The following is an 18,584-nucleotide window of genomic DNA, read 5'->3' as shown; positions in this document are numbered from 1 at the left end:
TTTGACGGCATTTAACGAGATGTGACTCGCGATTTTTCGCGGGGCTATTAAGGTGCCGCCCCTGAACTGTAGCGCGCCGGCATGGAAGGCACATGGTTAGTCCTTCAAGGCGGCGAAAAGTTCCCAGGAATTAAACGCTTCTGCATAAATGGTTCATCGCGGCACGACTTTGTAGCTGCATGGAAGTTGATGGCCGCAGAACTGGCCGAACGAGCAGGTGGTTAACATTGAAACATGTCGATCAATCGGTGAATTATGCGCGTGGCGAGCGGGTCGTTATCATTGGCGGCAAGGATGGAGAGAACAGCCTGGCGTTCCTGAAAGACATATTGGCGCGGCAGGGTTGCCGAACTTTCGAGGTCGACCTGGACTCCCGGCTGGACAGCCGTCAACTGGCCAACGCCGGTCTGCTGTTCGTGTTCGCCAATTGCCTGCAGGCTCCCGAATCCTATCGGCAGATCTCCGGACTGCTGCGTCGGGCGCCCCGGCTCAGCGTGGTGCCCATCGTCGAATACGCCGACCAGGAAAAGGCCGCCGCGCTGCTCGAACTGGGCTGCGTTGACTACCTGCTGTCGCCGTTCAGCGAAGCCCAACTGATCGCCCTGCTGCGCCGCCACGAGCTGGCTGCCAGTGCCGAAGAGAGCTTCGTGTCCTGTTCCCAGGCCGGTCGCCGCCTGCTGGCCATGGCCCAGCGCGTGGCGCAGACCCGCGCGCCGATCCTGATCACCGGCGAGACCGGCACCGGCAAGGAGCTGATGGCCCGCTACATCCATCGCTTCTCCGCCGAGGCCGACGCGCCCTTCGTTGCGGTCAACTGCGCGGCGATTCCCGAACAGATGCTCGAATCCATTCTCTTCGGCCACGAGAAGGGCGCCTTCACCGGCGCGGTCAGCGCCCAGCCGGGCAAGTTCGAGCTGGCCAACGGCGGCACCCTGCTGCTCGACGAGATCGGCGAGCTGCCCCTCGGCCTGCAGGCCAAGCTGCTGCGCGTGCTCCAGGAACAGCGCGTTGAGCGCCTGGGCGGGCGCCGCGAGATCGCCCTGGACGTGCGCATCATTGCCGCCACCAACCGCGACCTGCAGGCTGAGGTGGCTGCCGGGCGCTTCCGTGCCGACCTGATGTTCCGGCTCGACGTGCTGCCGCTGCATATCAGTCCGCTGCGCGAGCGCAAGGACGACATCCTGCCGCTGGCCCGCCGCTTCATTCGCCAGTATGCGCCCCACGAGCCGCACGACGACCTGCTCACCCCGGAAGCCTGCCGGGCGCTGCTGGCCCACGACTGGCCGGGCAACGTGCGCGAGCTGGAGAACACCGTGCAGCGCGCCCTGGTGCTGCGCAACGGCCTGTACATCCAGCCTGCCGACCTCGGCCTGCCGCTGCCGGCCGCCGCCGAGGAGGCGCCGCGTCCGCTACCGGCCATGCCGCTGCCCGCCGAGGGGGGCCGCGCCGCGCTGCGCGCCAGCGGTAAATGGGCCGAGTACCAGCACGTGATTGACACCATCCGCCGTTTCGGTGGCCACAAGACCAAGGCGGCGCAGAGCCTGGGCATGACCCCGCGGGCGCTGCGCTATCGCCTCAACGCCATGCGCGAGCAGGGCGTGCAGATCCCCGTCTGATGTTTCGCGGAGACCCGAGATGAAACCGATCATGCAGGTCCAACAGGACATGTTGGACCGAATGAATCAGCTGAAGGAGCTCTCCGGTGCGGCCATCCGTCCCGCCGAGCAGATCCAGGGACAGGCTCCCGGGGGGCTTTCCGTCGCCTTCGAGGCCGCCCTGCGTGCCGTGGATGCCCAGCAGCACGAGGCCGGTGCGCGGATGGCGGCGGTGGACAGCGGGCGCAGCGACGACCTGGTGGGAGCGATGATCGAGAGCCAGAAGGCCAGCGTGTCCTTCTCCGCTCTGGTGCAGGTACGCAACAAGCTGACCAGTGCCTTCGACGAAATCATGCGGATGCCGCTGTAGGAACCCGACCGTGCTGGAAAACCTCAAGAGCAAGCTCAAGCTGCCCCTCGACAAGTTGAACCTCGACCCGCGCCTGCGACTGCTGGGCATGGCGGCGGTCGCCGCCGTACTGGCCGTGGGCGTGGCCTTCTACCTGTGGCGCGACCAGGGCGCCTTCCGCCCGCTGTACGGCGCCGGCGAGGCCTTTCCGGCCGCCGAGGTGATGCAGGTGCTGGACGCCGAGGGCATCGCCTACCGGCTGCACCCACAGAGCGGCCAGGTGCTGGTGCGCGACGATCAGGTCGGTCGCGCGCGCATGCTGCTGACCGCCCGCGGCGTGAAGGTTGCAGTACCACCCGGCTACGAGCTGTTCGATCGGGACGAGCCGCTGGGCACCAGCCAGTTCGTCCAGGACGTGCGCCTCAAGCGCAGTCTGGAAGGCGAGCTGGCGCGTACCGTGATGACCCTGGAGGGCATCGAGCGGGCCCGCGTGCACCTGGCCCTGGAGGAGAGCACCTCCTTCGTGGTCGGCAAGCGCGAACCGGCCAAGGCCTCGGTGACCCTGCGCCTGGGGCCCGGCTACCGGCTCAAGCCAGAGCAGGTCTCGGCCATCGTCAACCTGGTGGCCAACAGCGTGCCGCAGCTCAAGGCCGGCGACGTCAGCGTGGTCGACCAGCACGGCACACTGCTGTCCCGCGGCCTCGACGCCTGGGGTGGTCCGCAGCAGAGCTGGCAGGTGATCGACGACTACCGCCAGAAGGCGGTGGCCAACATCGAGGAAGTGTTGGCACCGGTGCTTGGCAGCGGCAACTACCGGGTCAGCGTGGCCGCCGACATCGACTTCAGCCAGAAGGAAGAGACCTTCCAGGCCTACGGCGACACCCCGCGCCTGCGCAACGAGGTGCTGCGCGACGAGAGCGTGCTCGACCAACTGGCCCTCGGCGTGCCCGGCTCGCTGAGCAACAGCCCACCGCCGAAGCCGGACGGCCAGCAGGCGCAGAACGCTCGGAAGGAGGGCAAGGACACCGAGAACAAAGCGGCCACCTCGCTGCGCAAGGAATCCAACCGCCAGCTGGACTACGACCAGACCGTCACCCATATCAAGCACGCGCCCTTCAGCCTGCGTCAGCAGAGCGTGGCGGTGGTGCTCAACGCCGCCAGCGCGCCGGAAGGCGGCTGGACGCCGGAGGCCCGCGCCGAGGTCGAAGCCATGGTGAAGAGCGCGGTAGGCTTCAACGCCGCCCGCGGCGACACCCTGACCCTGAGCGTGCTGCCGTTCAGCGACGCGTCGGCGGACGTGGAGCCCATGCCCTGGTGGCAGGACGACCGTCTGTTCGAACTGATCCGCCTCGGCGTGTTCGGTCTGATCAGCCTGCTCCTGCTGCTCATCGTGGTGCGTCCGGCAGTCCGCAACCTGACCGGCCCCGCGCAGCCGAGGCTGAGCCAGGACGATGCCGAGGGGACCCTGGCGGCGCTGCCCGCTGAACAGGCCGAACGGCTGCTCGCCCGGGTGGGTGGCAGCGACGATGCGCAGCGGGCACTGGGCCTGTTCAGCGAGCTGAACCCCCTCTCGGAAATCCGCCTGCCGGCACCCGGCTCGGGTCTGGAACACCAGATCGAGCACCTGCAGATGCTGGCCAAGAACGACCCCGAGCGGGTCTCGGAAGTCATCAAGCAATGGATAGGGCGCAATGAAAGAGACCTCCACACAGCAGGCTGACGGACGCGCGGTCAAGGTGCGGGCGCAGCAGAGCCGGTCGATGACGCCCCTGGAACAGGCGGCGATCCTCATGCTGAGCATGGGCGACGAAGCTTCTGTCGGCGTGCTGCGCCACTTCTCCCGCGAGGAGATCATCAGCATCAGCCAGGCCATGGCCCGCCTGTCCAACGTCAAGCTGCCGATGGTTTCCGACGTGATCAGCCGCTTCTTCGAGGACTACAAGGAGCAGAGCAGCATCAAGGGGGCCTCGCGCGGCTACCTGGCCGGCATGCTGGAGAAGGCACTGGGCAGCGAGATTACCCGCACCCTGCTGGACAGCATCTACGGCGAGGAGATCCGCGCCAAGATGGCCCGCATGGAATGGATCGACCCCAAGCAGTTCGCCGCACTGATCGCCAAGGAGCATGCGCAGATGCAGGCGGTGTTCCTGGCCTTCCTGCCGCCGGGCATGGCCAGCGAGGTGCTGGAATGCATGCCGGCCGAGCGCCAGGACGAGCTGCTGTACCGCATCGCCAACCTCAGCGAGGTGAACAGCGACGTGATCGCCGAGCTGGAGCAGCTGATCGAGCGCAGCCTGTCGGTGCTCTCCACCCAGGGCTCGCAGGTGCGCGGCATCAAGCAGGCGGCGGACATCATGAACCGCTTCAAGGGCGACCGGAACCAGATGTTCGAGCTGCTGCGCAGCCACGACGAGCAACTGGTCTCGAAGATCGAGGAGGAGATGTACGACTTCTTCATCCTCTCCCGGCAGAGCCAGGAAGTGCTGCAGACCCTGCTGGAAGCCATTCCCATGGAGGAATGGGTGGTCGCCCTCAAGGGCGCCGAGCCGGCGCTGGTCAAGGCCATTCAGGGCGCGATGCCGAAGCGCCAGGCGCAGCAGATGGAAACCATCAAGCGCCGCCAGGGGCCGGTGCCGCTGAGCCGCGTCGAGCAGGTGCGCAAGGACATCATGCAGGTGGTCCGCGAGCTGGCCGCCCAGGGCGACATCCAGCTGCAGCTGTTCCGCGAGCAGACGGTGGAATGAGGAGCGTGGCATGAGGGGCAAGGTCATCCGCAACGCCGGCAGCAACTGGCGTCCGTACCGCTTTCCGCCGCGCTGCAGTTCGCCGCTGCCGGACGACGGCGACCCGGCGAGCATGCAGCGCGCCATGGCCGACGGCTTCCAGCAGGGCATCGAGAAGGGCTACCAGGACGGCCTGCAGCAGGGCCGGGAGGCCGGCCACCGCGAGGGCTTCGACAAGGGCCGTCAGGAAGGCCTGCGCCAGGGCCGTGAGGAGGGCCGCCAGCAGGGCCGGCAGATCTTCGAGGAGGCCAGCCGCCCGCTGGAACGGATCAGTGAGCAGCTGCGCGAGTTCCTCGCCGGCTACGAGCTGCGGCGGCGCCAGGAACTGCTGGAACTGGTGCAGAAGGTCGCCAAGCAGGTGATCCGCGTCGAGCTGACCCTCAACCCGGCGCAGTTGCTGACCCTCGCCGAAGAGGCCCTGGCCGCTATGCCGGCCGAGGGCAACGACGTGCAGATCCTCCTCAACCCCGAGGAGTGCGCACGCATCCGCGACCTGGTGCCGGAACGCGCCGCCGCTTGGCGCCTGGTACCGGACGAGCGCCTGGCCCTCGGCGAGTGCCGGGTGGTCACCGCCCAGGCCGAGGCGGACATCGGCTGCCAGCAGCGCCTGGATTCCTGCATGGAAACCCTGGCCAGCCATTTGCTGCCGAGCGAGGCCTGACGCATGTCGCAGCTCGCCGACTTCAAGCTCGACGAGGCGCTGCGCTCGCTGGACTCGGTGCAGCTGGCCAAGGTCAGCGGTCGCCTGGTGCGGGTCTCCGGCATGGTTCTGGAAAGTCTCGGCTGTCAGCGCACGACCGGCCAGCGCTGCCAGGTCGAACAGGCTGACGGCAGCCTGCTGGAGGCCCAGGTGGTGGGCTTCAACCGCGAAATCAGCTACCTGATGCCGTTCAAGAAGCCGGTCGGGCTGATGGCTGGCTCGCGGGTCTTCCCGGTGCGAGACGAGGCGCGCCTGCACATCGACGAATCCTGGCTGGGGCGGGTGGTCAACGGCCTCGGCGAGCCGCTGGATGATCTCGGCCGGCTGGGCGGGCGCGACCCGCTGCCGACCCAGCTGCCGGCGGTCAACCCGCTCAAGCGCCGCCCGGTGGAAGAGCCGCTGGACGTCGGCGTGCGCGCCATCAATGCCATGCTGACCATCGGCAAGGGCCAGCGCGTCGGCCTGTTCGCCGGCAGTGGCGTGGGCAAGAGCGTGCTGCTCGGGATGATCACCCGGCAGACTAAGGCGGACATCGTGGTGGTCGGCCTGATCGGCGAGCGCGGCCGCGAGGTGCAGGAGTTCATCCTCCATTCCCTTGGCCCGGAGGGGCTGCGCAAGGCTGTGGTGGTGGTGGCGCCGGCCAACGAGTCGCCGCTGATGCGCCTGAAGGCCGCCGAGCTGTGCCATAGCATCGCCGCCTATTTCCGCGACCGGGGCAAGGACGTGCTGCTGCTGGTCGACTCCCTGACCCGCTACGCCATGGCCCAGCGCGAGATCGCCCTGGCCCTGGGCGAGCCGCCGGCCACCAAGGGCTACCCGCCGTCAGTGTTCGCCATGCTCCCGGAGCTGGTGGAAAGCGCCGGCAACGGCGAGGGCGGGCAGGGCAGTCTGAGCGCCCTGTACACCGTGCTGGCCGAGGGCGACGACCAGCAGGACCCGGTGGTGGACTGCGCGCGGGCGATCCTTGACGGGCACATCGTGCTGTCGCGCAGGCTGGCGGATGTCGGCCACTACCCGGCGATCGACATCGCCGCCTCGGTGAGCCGCTGCATGAGCCAGATCACCACGCCGGAGCACCGCGCGGCGGCGCGCCAGCTCAAGGAGTTCTACACCACCTACGAGAAGATCAAGGAACTGATCCCCCTGGGCGGCTACACCCCCGGCATGGACGCCAAGACCGACCGAGCCGTGCAGCTGGCGCCGGGCATCGAGCGCTTCCTGCGCCAGGACGTCGGTGACGGCGCCGAGCTCGGGGCCAGCATCGCCATCCTGCGCAGCCTGATCAAATGACCATGAAGGACCAGATCCAGACCCTCTCGCGGCTCGCCGACCTGCGCGGCAACAAGGTGCGACAGATGCTCGGCCGGGTCACCTACCAGCAGAACCTCTGCCAGCGCTACCGCAACAACATCGCCGGCCTGGAACGCCTGTGCAGTTTCTCGGTGCCCGTCAGCACGCCGCTGCAGCGCCACAACCAGCAGCAGTACAAGGCCACCCTGCACAAGATGATCGAGCTGCAGCGCCGCGAGCTGATACTCGCCGAGGAGAACCTCAAGCGCATCCAGCGCGAACTGATGGTGGCGATGCGCAACGAGAAGGTGGTGGTGCAGGTGATGGAGGCGAAGATCGACCAGTGGCAGCAACTGCTGGCCCGTCAGGAGCAGAAGATCCAGGACGGCCTGGCGGCCCAGGCCTGGATGCGCGGACGGCTGGCCTGAGGCCGCCACCCGGCTGGGGTCAGCGGCTCAGGCGCTCCAGCTCGCGACGCACCATGTTGGCGAACGCTGGCGGGCTCATGGCGTAGAGCTCGCTGGCCACCCAAGTCAGCCAGCGCCCCTGCAGGCGCTCGCGCTCGGCGAGCAGACGCTCGGCCTCGGCAATGGCACGGGCCTGGTTCTGGCGATGGAACTCGGCCCGGCCGCCTGGAGTGTGGTGGTGAGGGTGGTCGTGGTCATGCGCCATGGCTACTCCTCCGGATGCAGGTCGTAAGGTCTATTTCACGGATATCGACAACGAGCCGGCAGGGATTCAGGTCACCGGCGGCGTGAAGGAGCCTTCCAGCATGGTCTGCAGCAGCTCCAGGGTCGCCTGCTGGCGCTGCGCGTCCCGGTACACCAGCCCCACCCGCAACGGCACCCGCGGTTCGCTGAGCGGCTTCCAGAGCAGCTCCCGGTTGGCGTGCAGCTGCCGCGCGCGGCCGGGCAGCACGGTGGCCAGCCGGGTGTGCGGCAGGCTGTCGAGGATCCCGGCCATGTGGTTCAGCTCGGCCTGCACCTGCGGGCGACGGCCGAGGAGGGCGAGCTGCTCCTGCCAGATCTGGCGGATGCGGAACTCCTCGCCGAGCAGCAGCATCGGCAGCTCGGCGGCCTGGGCCAGGGAGACCTTGCGGAAGTCCTTGAGCGGGTGGTCGTCGGGGATCACCAGCTGCAGTTCGTCTTCGTACAGCTGCAGGCTGTGCAGGCCGGGCTGGCGCGGCGGCAGGAAGCCGATGCCGATGTCCAGGTTGCCGGTCAGCAGGCGGCGCTCGATGTCCAGGCCGGACAGCTCGTAGATCTGCACCACCAGGTGCGGCTGGGCGGCGCGCAGGCGTTCCAGCAGCAGCGGCACCAGGCTGGCGTTGACCGTCTGCAGCACGCCGATGGACAGGCTGCGCGGCGCCTGGCCGCGGAAGTTGCGCAGGGCCTCGCGGGCGCGCTCCAGGCCGTCGAGCAATGGAAGGGCATGGTTATAAAGGGTGTGCGCAGCAAGGGTCGGCAGCAGGCGCTTGCCGGTGCGCTGGAACAGGCTGACGTCGAGGCCCTGTTCCAGCTGGCGGATCTGCTGGGAAAGCGCGGGCTGCGAGAGGTTCAGGCGTTCGGCGGCGCGGCCGACGTGACCTTCCTCGTAGAGTGCGACGAAATAGCGGAGCTGGCGAAAATCCATAAGATAAAGTTATCAAAGAACCTGAAAAAACGAAATGGCAACGCCGCCGAGTTGTCCCTAGTCTAGCCCCTACAGAACCTTATTTCAGCGCTGGAGCGGCGTATGTCACGGGTGGATGTTCAAGGGGTTTTCATAGGGAAAGCAAAAGATCTTGGCGGTGGCTTGCGGAGCGCCATCGACAAGGAACGGGTCACCAAGCGGCTCTGGCTCTGGGAACAGGGCCTGGGCGGCGACGAGCACGGCGACCCACGCTACCACGGCGGCCCCGAACGCGCCCTGCATCACTATCCCGCCGAGCATTACCGCTACTGGCGCAAGCACTACCGTCAATGGTCCTGGAAGGCCCCGGCGTTCGGCGAGAACATCTCCACCTACGGCCTCACCGAGGACCAGGTGTGCATTGGCGATATCTTCCGCTGGGGCCAGGCCTTCCTGCAGGTCAGCCAGCCACGCTCGCCCTGCTACCGGCTGAACAATCGCTGGGGCATCCCCGAACTTGCCCAGTACGCCCAGGAAAGCGGCCGCTGCGGCTGGTTCTACCGGGTGCTGCGGCCCGGCTACGTCAGCCCCACCGATCCTCTGGAACTGATCCAGCGCAGCTACCCGGCGCTGAGCGTCGCCCAGGCGATCCAGCACTTCTTCCATTACCCCCTGGAACGTCCCGGCCTGCAGACGCTGATCGACTGCGAGGCGCTCTCCGAGCGCTGGCGCGAGCTTGCCGCCCAGCGCCTGGAAACCGGCGTGGTGGAGGACTGGGAGCCGCGCCTGCTGGGCCTGCCCCTGGAGGGCATGCAGGAGCAACAGGAGAGTCTGCCGGCATGAACGACGATTACCAGATCGCCCTGCATCACGACGAGGTCCTGCTGACCACTCTGAGCGTGGCACCGGCCCGCTACGTCGAGGTGGTGGCCCTGCTGCACGAGCGCTTCCCCGCCGACCAGGGGTTCAGTCTGCACATCCAGCGTCGCCGCGAAATGCGGCGGATTCTCGAGCAGAGCCCGGAAGGCCTGCGCCTGCTGGGAGTCGTCTATCGCCATGAAGAGGTGCCGGAAAATGCGTGATCCACTGGCGGCCCTGCGCCTGATGCGCACCGTCGAACGGCCCGAGCAGGTGTTCGTGCGCGGCCAGGGCTCCTGGTTGTGGGATGCCGACGGCCGCGCCTACCTGGACTTCAGCCAGGGCTGGGCGGTGAACAGCCTGGGCCACAGCCCCAACGTGCTGGTCGAGGCACTCAAGCGCCAGGCCGACGCTCTGATCAACCCGGGCCCGTCGTTCTACAACCGCGGCATGCTCAAGCTGGCCTCGCGGCTCTGCCAGGTTACCGGCAGCGACCAGGTGTACTTCCTCAACAGCGGCGCGGAAGCCAACGAGGGGGCCATCAAACTAGCCCGCAAGTGGGGGCGCCTGCATCGTGACGGCGCCTTCCGCATCGTCACCGCCACCCACAGCTTTCATGGTCGCACCCTGGCTGCCATGTCGGCCTCCGGCAAGCCGGACTTCGAGGAGCTGTTCGAACCCAAGGTGCCGGGCTTCGCCAAGGTGCCCTACAACGATCTGGAGGCCCTGGAGGCCGCAGTCGACGAGCAGACCGTGGCGGTGATGCTGGAACCGGTGCAGGGCGAGGCGGGGGTGATCCCGGCGACCCTCGACTACCTGCAGGGCGTCGAGCGGCTGTGTCGTTCGCGCGGCATCCTGCTGATCCTCGACGAGGTGCAGACCGGCGTCGGCCGCTGCGGTGCGCTGCTCGCCGAAGAGCTCTACGGCGTGCGCGCCGACATCATCACCCTCGGCAAGGGACTGGGCGGCGGCGTGCCCCTGGCGGCCCTGCTGGCCCGCGGCAACGCCTGCTGCTTCGAGCCGGGCGAGCAGGGCGGCACCTACCATGGCAACGCGCTGATGACCGCCGCCGGCCTTGCGGTGCTGAACACGGTGCTGGAGCCGGGCTTCCTGGAGGGCGTGCGCGAGGCGTCGAACTACATGCGCGACGGTCTGGCCCGGGTTTCGCGCCGCCACGGCCACGGACCGCTGCGCGGTCACGGCCTGCTGGTCGGCCTGCCGCTGATCGGCCAGGAAGCTTCCCAGGTGGTGGCGGCCGCGCTCAACGAGGGGCTGCTGATCAATGCGCCGCAGTCCACCTGCCTGCGCTTCTCCCCGGCACTGACGGTCAGTCACTCGAACATCGACGAGATGCTCAAGCGCCTGAATCGCGCCTTCACGCTCAGCAAGAACAAGGTTGCAGAGGTCTGACACATGCGAGTTTCGATCCTTCAGCACGCTTCCTTCGAGGGCCTTGGCCGCATCGCCGAATGGCTCGACTCCTACGCGTCCCGCGTACGCCTTCACTACCTGTACGCCGGTGGCCATCTCCCGACCCTGGACGACTTCGACCTGCTGATCGTCCTCGGCGGACCGATGAGCGTCCACGACGAGGCCGAATACCCCTGGCTGGTGGAGGAGAAGGCGCTGATCCGCCGGACCCTGGACGCTGGCAAGCGCGTGCTGGGCATCGGCCTGGGCGCCCAGCTGCTGGCTCAGGCCTTGGGCGCCGAGGTGCACAAGGGCAATACCGAAATCGGCTGGTGGCAGCTGGAGAAGAACGCCCGTTCGGCCGAGTCGCCCATCGGCCGCATGCTGCCGCAGCGCCTGATGGCCCTGCACTGGCACAGCGAGACCTTCGACCTGCCGTCCGGCGCCATTCCGCTCTACAGCTCGGCAGCCTGCCAGAACCAGGGCTTCGTCTGGGAGGAGCGTGCCATCGGCTTGCAGTGCCGCCTGGAAAGCACCCCGGAAAGCATCAAGGAACTGCTGGACGCGCGCCGTGCCGACCTGGAGCGCAAGGGCGCGGTGGAGGATGCCGCCTCGATTCGTGCCGGCTACCCGCACTGCAGCGCCATGGCCCCGACCATGCTGCGCCTGCTCAACTATCTGACGGGGCCGCATGCCATCTTGACTTGAGTGTTGACAGCTTTCGAGAGTTTCTCGATCCGCCCGGCGACTTTCCGTCTTCGTAGCCCGGGCGGTTTTCTTTTCTGGGGTTCGCGAAATTTTCCGGCAGTTTTGCCACGGTATGCGGATCTATTCCTACTGAATTGCTAAGTCTTTCTCGCCGAGGCCGATTGGCGTAAACTTCCCGCACGTTCGCGAGGAGTTGCCATGAGCGCCATCACCATTACCGACGCTGCCCAAGAGTATCTTGCCGACCTGCTCAGCAAGCAGAACACTGAGGGCATCGGGATCCGTATCTTCATCACTCAGCCCGGTACCCAGTACGCCGAGACCTGCATCGCCTATTGCAAGCCGGGTGAGGAAAAGCCCGACGACACGCCGCTGGCCCTGAAGGACTTCACCGCCTGGATCGACAGCGTCAGCGAGCCCTTCCTGGAGGATGCGGTGGTCGACTACGCCACCGACCGCATGGGCGGCCAGCTGACCATCAAGGCGCCGAACGCCAAGGTGCCGATGATCAGCGAGGACAGCCCGCTCAACGAGCGGATCAACTACTACCTGCAGACCGAGATCAACCCCGGCCTGGCCGGCCATGGCGGCATGGTCACCCTGGTGGACGTGGTCGAGGACGGCATTGCAGTGCTGCGCTTCGGCGGCGGCTGCCAGGGTTGCGGCATGGTCGACATGACCCTCAAGGATGGTGTCGAGAAGACCCTGATCGAGCGCATTCCCGAACTGAAGGGAGTGCGTGACGTCACTGACCACAGCAACCGCGAGAACGCCTACTACTGAGAGCGTTGCGGCATGAAAAAGGCGACCTTCGGGTCGCCTTTTTCGTATCCGGAACAGGGCCGCCGATCAGGCGGGCATGTCCCAGGGCTCGAGGCTGTAACCCTGGCGGGCCAGCTTCTCGCGGGACTTCTTCAGCTCCTCGGCGAGACGGTCCGGGTCGCTGTAGATGTCGCTCGGCAGCAGGGTGCGGCCCAGCAGACGGGTGTTGGTACGGTCGATGACGGTGAGGCTGAGGTCGCCGGCACCTTCGGCGGCCCAGGCTACGCAATGGAAGGGCTTGAAGGCACGACCGGCGATCAGAAGTGCCTCGTTGAAACGGAGCGGAGCGTTCATGCGGGCGATTCTCCCAAAGTACCCAATGCGATGGACCATGAGTGTCATGATCTGTTGCTCATATGGATGGCTGGAGTTGACCCGAAAGTCACATGGCGACGCAAAAATATTCTTCCTTGGCGCATTTTCGTAATTCTTGCGCGTCGAAAGCGGTTGCTTCCGTTCCGAAAGCGAACCGCAATGCCGCTAGCGGGCGGCATTGCGTTCGTGACGATAGGTGCTTAGGGCTTCGTATACCGCCTTGCGCAGGCGGTTGATGCCACCGATGGGGCGATGCTCGGGCAGAGCGTGCCAGGGATTGAAGGAGAGGTTGTCGCAGAACAGGTTCTGCTCGGGGGTATCGAAGTCCTGGGGCGGAATGGTGATGCGCGCGACCGTTTCGAACGGGGCGATGTCCTCGTCCCACTCCACGCTGGTGTCCTCGATGGGCATGTAGTGCTCGGGATTCTGGCGCTGCACCTGCAGCTCGAAGCAGGCCGGGACACGGTCGAGGGACAGCTGCCGGTAGAGCGTGCTGCGCAGGAAGTTCGGCATGTCGCGGTTCTGTTCTGGCGGCTCATAGGCGGGGCAGCCGCTTTCCGCCGGCACCACCCGGTACTTGATGTTGTGCGGGCCGAACTTGAACGGCGCGATGGAGTTGTAGGTGGTGCGCACCGGGCTTTCCGGCGCCGGGGCAAGGGTCCTGAGGGCGATCAGCAGGTGGCGGATCTCCCAGCTGCGCGGATCCCAGCCGGGGAAGAAGGCGAGGATCCTGTTGCCCTCGGCCTGGGCGGCGAAGTTGCTCCTGTACTCGGCGACGTCGCGAACGAAGAACACCGAGTTGTTGAACATCACGAAGTCCTGCTCGCTTTCGCCCAGCAGCTTTTCGCCCGGCACGTCGAGCAGCTTGATCGCCATGCCGCGTGCGTCGCGCACCCGATCGAACTGCGGGTAGGCATTGCCGTTGGAGAAGCGCACCCAGGCCTGCCAGATCTTGCCGGGATCGCGGAACACTCCCTGGCGCAGGGTTCCCGGCAGGTCGGCGAGCACGCTGACCTCGGCGCGCACACAGCCGTGGGCCTTGGCGTGGGCACCGCGCAGCACCCGGGTGTTGTCGCGGTGGGCTTCGACGATGCGAATGGCATCGTCGATGATCCCGCGGGTCAGCTCGGCCTCGCCGGGCGGGATCTCCTCCTCGCTGGACACCGGCCCGGAGAATTTCGAGGCGTAATAGAGCGCGCCGATCCCCCAGCCGCCCAGTCCGACGACCAGCAGCAGGAGCGTCAGTCGGCCGAGCAGGCGCCCGAGCCATAGCCACAACCGTTTCAGCATGGTGACTCCTCAGTGGGCCTGTGCGAGCTGGCCGGGGCAGGCCGGGCCGGGTGTCCAGGGCTTGGGTTCGATATGGGTGAGGCGGGCTTCCAGCTCGGGGTTGCCGAGCACCTTGAGGTACTCGACCAGCGCCCGGCGCTCGTCGGGCTGCAGGCCGCGACCGATCACCCCGGTGGTGCGGCAGCCGTCGCGGAATTCGTGGCCCTGGTTGCCGTTGCCGCGGATGCGGGTGTCGAACAGGAAGCCGCCGGGGAATTCCTCGGTGCGGAAGCCGGCGAATTTCGGGTCGTACTCGTGGTTGCCGACCCAGAAGGTGGTGGCCCGTTCGCTGACCGGCGACAGCAGCTGGAACAGGTTGGGCACCGAGCCGTTGTGCAGGTAGGGCGCGGTGGCCCAGATGCCGTCCAGCGGGCGAGCCTTGTAGCCGCGCTTCTCCTGCACGCCGATGGACAGGCCGAAACCGTCCATGCCTGGCCGCTCCGTGGGGGAGATGCCGGCATCCTGGTAGGCGCGGTTCTCCACGTAGGCGGTGAGGTAGGCCAGGCCCTGGGCGCTGGAGATGCTGGCCAGGTCGAGAGTCGCGGGATCGGCGTCGAACAGGCGCACTGCCAGCTTGCTCAGCTCATCGCGGGTCCAGCCGAGCTTGCGGATGTCGAAACGGTGTTGGGCGATGTTGTCGGCGGTGGTCGGGTCGGTGCCGACCACTTCGACGGGCACCACGTGCATCCGCCACTCCGGGTCGCGGCTGGGGGCGAAACGTTCGTCTTCCGGTTTGGGCGCCGGGGCATGACAGTGGGCGCAGTTCTCCACGAAGAGTGCGCGGCCCTGGCTGGCCAGTTCGACATCGATGGGGCCGAGGATCTCCTCCGGCCAGCGCGGTGCCTGCAGGCGCTTGAGGGTTTCCTCCAGGGTGTGCAGGTCGCGGGGGCGAACACTGGACGCATAGCGCTGCTGTTCCGGTAGGGGCTGGCCGTGCTCGTCGAACAGCCGCAGGGTGGCGCCGACGCCCAGCGCCTCGCCGACGTTGCGGGCCATCGGCTGCATGGCCGAGCCGTTCCATTGCACCCAGTCGAACTTCCAGATGTCCCAGAGGTGTGGATAGCTCACTGGCGCGTCGGCCACCCGGTAGTTGGCCGGGGCGATGGCATCACCGAACACCGTGTTGGCGATGCGTCCGAAGGCGTCGGTGCGGCCGAAGCCTTCCTCGGTGGGGTAGAGACCACGGTGCCAGTCGTTGAAGGCGGTAGCCAGCAGGCGGTCGAGCACGGCCTTGAAGTCGCGGCGCAGTTGGTCGCGCTCTTCCTCGTAGCGTTCGCCGAGGACTTCCCGGGCGAAGCGCTTGAACTTCAGCGGGTTGTAGTAGGTGAAGGCCATGCTCATGCCGAGGGCCTGTCCGAAGCTGCCACCGCGCAGGGTGGGTACCGTGGAGGCCAGGGAGTGCAGGGCGGCACCGCCGTCGATGCGTACGGCCTTGCCCTGGTAGCGCAATTCGCCGGTGTGGCAGGCCGAGCAGGTGATGTCCAGGTAGTGCTCGCCGGTTTCCTCGTCGGTATGCCGGGCGAATCCGACCGGCAGGTTGCCGGGATTGCGTGCGCTGGCCTGCTGTTCGGGGTCGACGAGAAAGCCGAAGCGGGCCAGGTACGCGGGCTCGGCCAGGCGGTCGCGGGAGAAGGGCTGCTCCAGGGCGACGAACCAGTCGTAGCGCAGGCCTTTCAGGCGGGTGCCCTGGGGGGTGTAGTAGTAGGTCTGTCGGGCCTCGTCGTCCCACTGGTCCAGGTAGTGCAGCTCCCGGGGCGGGTCGTATTCCGGGAGGTTGGGGTAGGCGACGTAATACAGCGGTATCGCCAAGGCCACGACCAGCAGACAAAGGAGAAGCTTGAGAATGCGGCGGAAGGTGTGCATGGAGTACATCCCTGTCAGGTATTCGCTGCCGGACCTTAAGTGAGCGATGAAGGTATTGGCAATAGGCCAGCAGGAGGATGGCGCTCCAATGGCAGATAGCTATCCAGAGGAGGCACAAGTTATTGATCCATATGAAGTTATGAATAAAAGGTCCAAGAAGCGTCAAAAAAGCTACTAGCCTCCTACTCGGCACTGGGAAGTTCTTGTTTTTCTAAGGAAGACCAAAAAATTGGCGCCAAGGAACGACAATGTTCGACGTGGTTGATACGACGCGATTGTTGTTGGTGGTCGACCCCGAAGGCGATTGTGCGCAATTGCTGCCGAGACTGGGGCTGGCCGGCTGGAAGGTAGCCACCTGTGCGCTGGACAGTCTTTCTCCTCCCCCCTCCGACGTAGGTCTGATGTGCCTCGGCTACCAGCAGCTGCAACGGCCGGAGGCTGTGAAAGAGCTGATCCGGAGGAGCAGCACGGAGTGGATCGCCGTGCTGAGTCAGGACATGCTGCGCACGCCCGGTGTCAGCAACTTCATCAGTGAATGGTTCTTCGATTTCCATACCTTGCCTTTCGATGTGGAACGCCTGCAAATCACCCTTGGCCGGGCGTTCGGCATGGCGCGCCTGCGCCAGCGTGATAGGGAGTTCGAAGGCGCGCTCGACTGCGAGCTGCTGGGCAGGAGCAAGGCCATGGAGGACTTGCGCCGGCTGATCTGCAAGCTTGCGTCGACCGACTCCACCGTGCTCATCCACGGCGAGAGCGGCACCGGCAAGGAACTGGTAGCGAGGACGCTGCACCGTCAGTCGCGGCGCCGTGGCGGCCCCTTCGTGGCGGTCAACTGCGGGGCGATTCCCGAGCAGCTGATCCAGTCCGAGCTGTTCGGCCACGAGAAGGGCGCCTTCACCGGTGCGCATCAGCGCAAGATCGGTCGCTTCGAGCTGGCCAATGGCGGCACTTTGCTGCTCGACGAGGTGGCGGATCTGCCCCTGGACCTGCAGGCCAACCTGCTGCGGGTGCTGCAGGAACGACAGATCGAGCGGGTCGGCGGCACTCAGCCGATCCCCATCGACGTGCGCGTGCTGGCGGCGACCCACGTAGATCTGGAGAAGGCCATCGAGGCCGGGCGCTTCCGTGAGGACCTCTATTACCGTCTCAATGTCCTGCAGGTGGAGACTCTGCCCCTGCGCGAACGGATCGAGGACGTCCCTCTGCTGGCCGATAGCTTCCTGGAGCAGTTCAGCCAGGAAGTCGGCCGTCGGCCGCGGCGCTTCAGCGAGTCCGCAGTGGCGGCGATGAAGGCGCATAACTGGCCGGGCAACGTCCGCGAGCTGGCCAACCGTGTGCGTCGTGGCTTGGCCCTGGCCGAGGGGCGGCAGATCGAGGCCGCGGATCTCGGCCTGAGCCCGCGCAAGCCCAAGGGGGGGATGCACCAGACTCTGGAGGAGTACAAGCTGCACGCCGAGCGCCAGGCGCTCTGCGAGGCGCTGGCGGAGTGCGCGGACAACTGCAGCCAGGCCGCGCGCCTGCTGGGTATTTCCCGCCCGACCTTTTACCGCCTGCTGAGCAAGCACGGCATCCGCTGACAGCACTATCCGATGACAGCACTGTCGCGCAAATGAAACGAGTATCGCGTGGGGGCCGCTTTCTTTCGATCCTTGCTCAGAAGTAGTAGGGGAATCTCAGGCTGAAGCTGAAGTCCGGTGCGTCCGGGGTCAGGCCGATGGAGAGGTTGGGAACGATGGTCAGGTTGTCGCTCACCGCGTAGGTCATGCCGATGTTGAAGTAGCCGGCGTTGGCATCGCTGCTGGATATGCTGTTCCAGTCCTGGCCGTCCGGCTTGATGCGGCTTTTCTGGGCGATCAGCTGCGAGTAGGACATGGAAAGGCTCATCCGCTCGTTGAGGGCGAAGGCCACGCCCAGTCCGTACTGGAACCAGTTGCCCAGCTTCACCTTGCCGCCCAGTTTGGTGCCCTGTTGGGGGCTGATGTCGCTGAAGGATTCCTCGAAGTTGTAGGTGTAGGACAGGTTGCCGAAGATCACCGCCGGGTCGACCGTCTTGACCAGCGAAATGCCCGGGGTGACGGACCAGACGCCGTTGCCGGTGGGGAGTTCCTCGGGAACTGAGAGGTTGTCGTTCTCGGGGGACTGGATCAGCTTGATGCCGTAGGGATCCTTCCCGGTAGGCGCCTTGACCCGCAGGGTGAAGACCCCGTCCGGGCGGTTCACGTCCTCGCGCATGAAGCGATAAGCGACGCCGAAGTTGATGTCGCCCAGCTCCGGATCGCGGGTCACCTTCTCCGACGATACCTCCGAGGTGGAGCCGCCCGAGGCGCCCGCCGACTCGTAGGTGGACTCCCGGTAGACGATGGGCACGTTGATGTCGAACTGCCAGCGGTCGTCCATGTTGTAGCGGGCGGTGAGGTCCAGGGTGAAGGTGTCGGCGTTGATCTGGTCGACGTTGATGTTGCCGAGGAAGATGGAGTCGAGGGCCAGGAAGCCGTTGAGCACCAGTTGCCGCGTGTCGTAGTGGCTGTAGGTCAGGCCGGTTTCCAGACTGAAGGTGCCGCCGAAGAAACCGCTGGCTTCCTCGTAGATGTTTTCCACGCTGCGGGGCGCGGAGCTTTCGTCGCGCAGACTCTCGCCGTAACCGGCACCGCTGCCCGCTGCCGCGGTCTGCTGCCGGTCATTGCGGGGCTGGCGAACCAGAGGCTGCGGCTGCTGTACCTGGGGTTGGGATTCCACCTGCCGCAGGCGCTGTTCGAGGACCATCAGGGCTTTCTGCTGGGCCTCGTAACTCCTGCGCAATTCCTCGAGTTCCTGTTGCAGGGCCTGAACTTCCGCTTCGGTGGCTGCGTGCAGCCAGGCCGAGGGAAAAAAGGTTGCTACGCATACTGCCACGTGAAGCGGTCTGAGCTTGTTCATAGCAACGAACCGTCCTGTTGGGAGTGTTCTGGGCA

The 18,584-nt window shown here is 66.3% G+C and carries 19 protein-coding genes; 13 read left to right on the top strand and 6 right to left on the bottom strand.

Going from position 1 to position 18,584, the window contains the following annotated elements; all coding sequences use genetic code 11:
- Window positions 1-248: 248 nt before the first annotated feature.
- From H165_RS0107275 to H165_RS0107245, 7 genes are read left to right on the top strand one after another with little or no spacing between them, the layout of a single operon-like run.
- Window positions 249-1,616, top strand: a complete 1,368-nt coding sequence (locus tag H165_RS0107275) for a sigma-54 dependent transcriptional regulator (protein WP_026146437.1) — start codon at window positions 249-251, stop codon at window positions 1,614-1,616.
- Window positions 1,617-1,635: 19 nt separating this feature from the next.
- Window positions 1,636-1,965, top strand: a complete 330-nt coding sequence (gene fliE / locus H165_RS0107270; RefSeq protein ID WP_017938259.1) for a flagellar hook-basal body complex protein FliE — start codon at window positions 1,636-1,638, stop codon at window positions 1,963-1,965.
- A 10-nt stretch (window positions 1,966-1,975) separates the two neighbouring features.
- Window positions 1,976-3,664 (top strand): flagellar basal-body MS-ring/collar protein FliF, encoded by a 1,689-nt coding sequence (fliF, locus tag H165_RS0107265; RefSeq protein WP_017938258.1) that lies wholly within the window; start codon window positions 1,976-1,978, stop codon window positions 3,662-3,664.
- Window positions 3,636-4,688, top strand: a complete 1,053-nt coding sequence (locus H165_RS0107260) for a FliG C-terminal domain-containing protein (protein ID WP_026146436.1) — start codon at window positions 3,636-3,638, stop codon at window positions 4,686-4,688. The genes fliF and H165_RS0107260 overlap by 29 nt, the downstream gene beginning before the upstream one ends.
- A gap of 10 nt (window positions 4,689-4,698) precedes the next feature.
- Window positions 4,699-5,388: a flagellar assembly protein FliH gene (gene fliH, locus H165_RS0107255; protein ID WP_017938256.1), complete on the top strand. Its 690-nt coding sequence runs from the start codon at window positions 4,699-4,701 to the stop codon at window positions 5,386-5,388.
- Window positions 5,389-5,391: 3 nt separating this feature from the next.
- Window positions 5,392-6,717 carry a flagellar protein export ATPase FliI gene (gene fliI, locus H165_RS0107250; protein ID WP_017938255.1) on the top strand — a complete coding sequence of 442 codons (1,326 nt, stop codon included), beginning with the start codon at window positions 5,392-5,394 and terminating at the stop codon, window positions 6,715-6,717.
- A gap of 2 nt (window positions 6,718-6,719) precedes the next feature.
- Complete coding sequence (locus tag H165_RS0107245) at window positions 6,720-7,145, top strand: flagellar FliJ family protein (protein WP_026146435.1); 426 nt, start codon at window positions 6,720-6,722, stop codon at window positions 7,143-7,145.
- A 19-nt stretch (window positions 7,146-7,164) separates the two neighbouring features.
- Here H165_RS0107245 and H165_RS18455 read toward each other — a convergent pair whose 3' ends face one another.
- Entirely contained in the window at window positions 7,165-7,389 is a 225-nt protein-coding gene (locus H165_RS18455; protein WP_017938253.1) for a hypothetical protein, read from the bottom strand.
- Window positions 7,390-7,455: 66 nt separating this feature from the next.
- Window positions 7,456-8,349, bottom strand: a complete 894-nt coding sequence (locus H165_RS0107235; RefSeq protein WP_017938252.1) for a LysR family transcriptional regulator — start codon at window positions 8,347-8,349, stop codon at window positions 7,456-7,458.
- 102 nt (window positions 8,350-8,451) lie between these two features.
- On the opposite strand from H165_RS0107235, the gene H165_RS0107230 reads away from it, so the two are divergent.
- The 5 genes from H165_RS0107230 (at window position 8,452) to nfuA (ending at window position 12,087) form a co-directional block, all read left to right on the top strand.
- A complete protein-coding gene (locus tag H165_RS0107230) occupies window positions 8,452-9,171 on the top strand; it encodes an MOSC domain-containing protein (protein WP_026146434.1) in 720 nt (239 codons plus the stop codon).
- The gene (locus H165_RS0107225) at window positions 9,168-9,410 is read left to right on the top strand and encodes a hypothetical protein (RefSeq protein WP_017938250.1); all 243 of its coding nucleotides are present in this window, start codon (window positions 9,168-9,170) and stop codon (window positions 9,408-9,410) included. Before H165_RS0107230 ends, H165_RS0107225 begins: the two co-directional genes overlap by 4 nt.
- Window positions 9,403-10,596, top strand: a complete 1,194-nt coding sequence (locus tag H165_RS18450) for an acetylornithine transaminase (protein ID WP_017938249.1) — start codon at window positions 9,403-9,405, stop codon at window positions 10,594-10,596. The genes H165_RS0107225 and H165_RS18450 overlap by 8 nt, the downstream gene beginning before the upstream one ends.
- A 3-nt stretch (window positions 10,597-10,599) precedes the next feature.
- Complete coding sequence (locus H165_RS0107215; protein ID WP_017938248.1) at window positions 10,600-11,304, top strand: type 1 glutamine amidotransferase; 705 nt, start codon at window positions 10,600-10,602, stop codon at window positions 11,302-11,304.
- Between the two features lie 198 nt (window positions 11,305-11,502).
- Entirely contained in the window at window positions 11,503-12,087 is a 585-nt protein-coding gene (gene nfuA / locus H165_RS0107210; RefSeq protein WP_017938247.1) for a Fe-S biogenesis protein NfuA, read from the top strand.
- Window positions 12,088-12,153: 66 nt separating this feature from the next.
- Here nfuA and H165_RS0107205 read toward each other — a convergent pair whose 3' ends face one another.
- The 3 genes from H165_RS0107205 to H165_RS0107195 all read right to left on the bottom strand — a co-directional run bounded on the left by H165_RS0107205 (window position 12,154) and on the right by H165_RS0107195 (window position 15,633).
- Window positions 12,154-12,420, bottom strand: coding sequence for a hypothetical protein (locus tag H165_RS0107205; RefSeq protein WP_017938246.1), 267 nt, complete (start codon window positions 12,418-12,420; stop codon window positions 12,154-12,156).
- Window positions 12,421-12,606: 186 nt separating this feature from the next.
- Window positions 12,607-13,731 carry a catalase family protein gene (locus H165_RS0107200; protein WP_017938245.1) on the bottom strand — a complete coding sequence of 375 codons (1,125 nt, stop codon included), beginning with the start codon at window positions 13,729-13,731 and terminating at the stop codon, window positions 12,607-12,609.
- Window positions 13,732-13,740: 9 nt separating this feature from the next.
- Complete coding sequence (locus H165_RS0107195; RefSeq protein WP_017938244.1) at window positions 13,741-15,633, bottom strand: di-heme-cytochrome C peroxidase; 1,893 nt, start codon at window positions 15,631-15,633, stop codon at window positions 13,741-13,743.
- Window positions 15,634-15,881: 248 nt separating this feature from the next.
- Here H165_RS0107195 and H165_RS0107190 point away from each other — a divergent pair, with 248 nt between their 5' ends.
- Entirely contained in the window at window positions 15,882-17,210 is a 1,329-nt protein-coding gene (locus H165_RS0107190) for a sigma-54 dependent transcriptional regulator (protein ID WP_026146432.1), read from the top strand.
- Between the two features lie 76 nt (window positions 17,211-17,286).
- On the opposite strand, the gene H165_RS0107185 is transcribed toward H165_RS0107190, so the two are convergent.
- Window positions 17,287-18,549, bottom strand: coding sequence for a transporter (locus H165_RS0107185; RefSeq protein ID WP_026146431.1), 1,263 nt, complete (start codon window positions 18,547-18,549; stop codon window positions 17,287-17,289).
- Window positions 18,550-18,584 lie beyond the last annotated feature (35 nt).

The organism is Pseudomonas thermotolerans DSM 14292 (assembly GCF_000364625.1).
Lineage (GTDB): Bacteria > Pseudomonadota > Gammaproteobacteria > Pseudomonadales > Pseudomonadaceae > Aquipseudomonas > Aquipseudomonas thermotolerans.
This window is presented reverse-complemented; position numbering and strand designations above follow the sequence as displayed.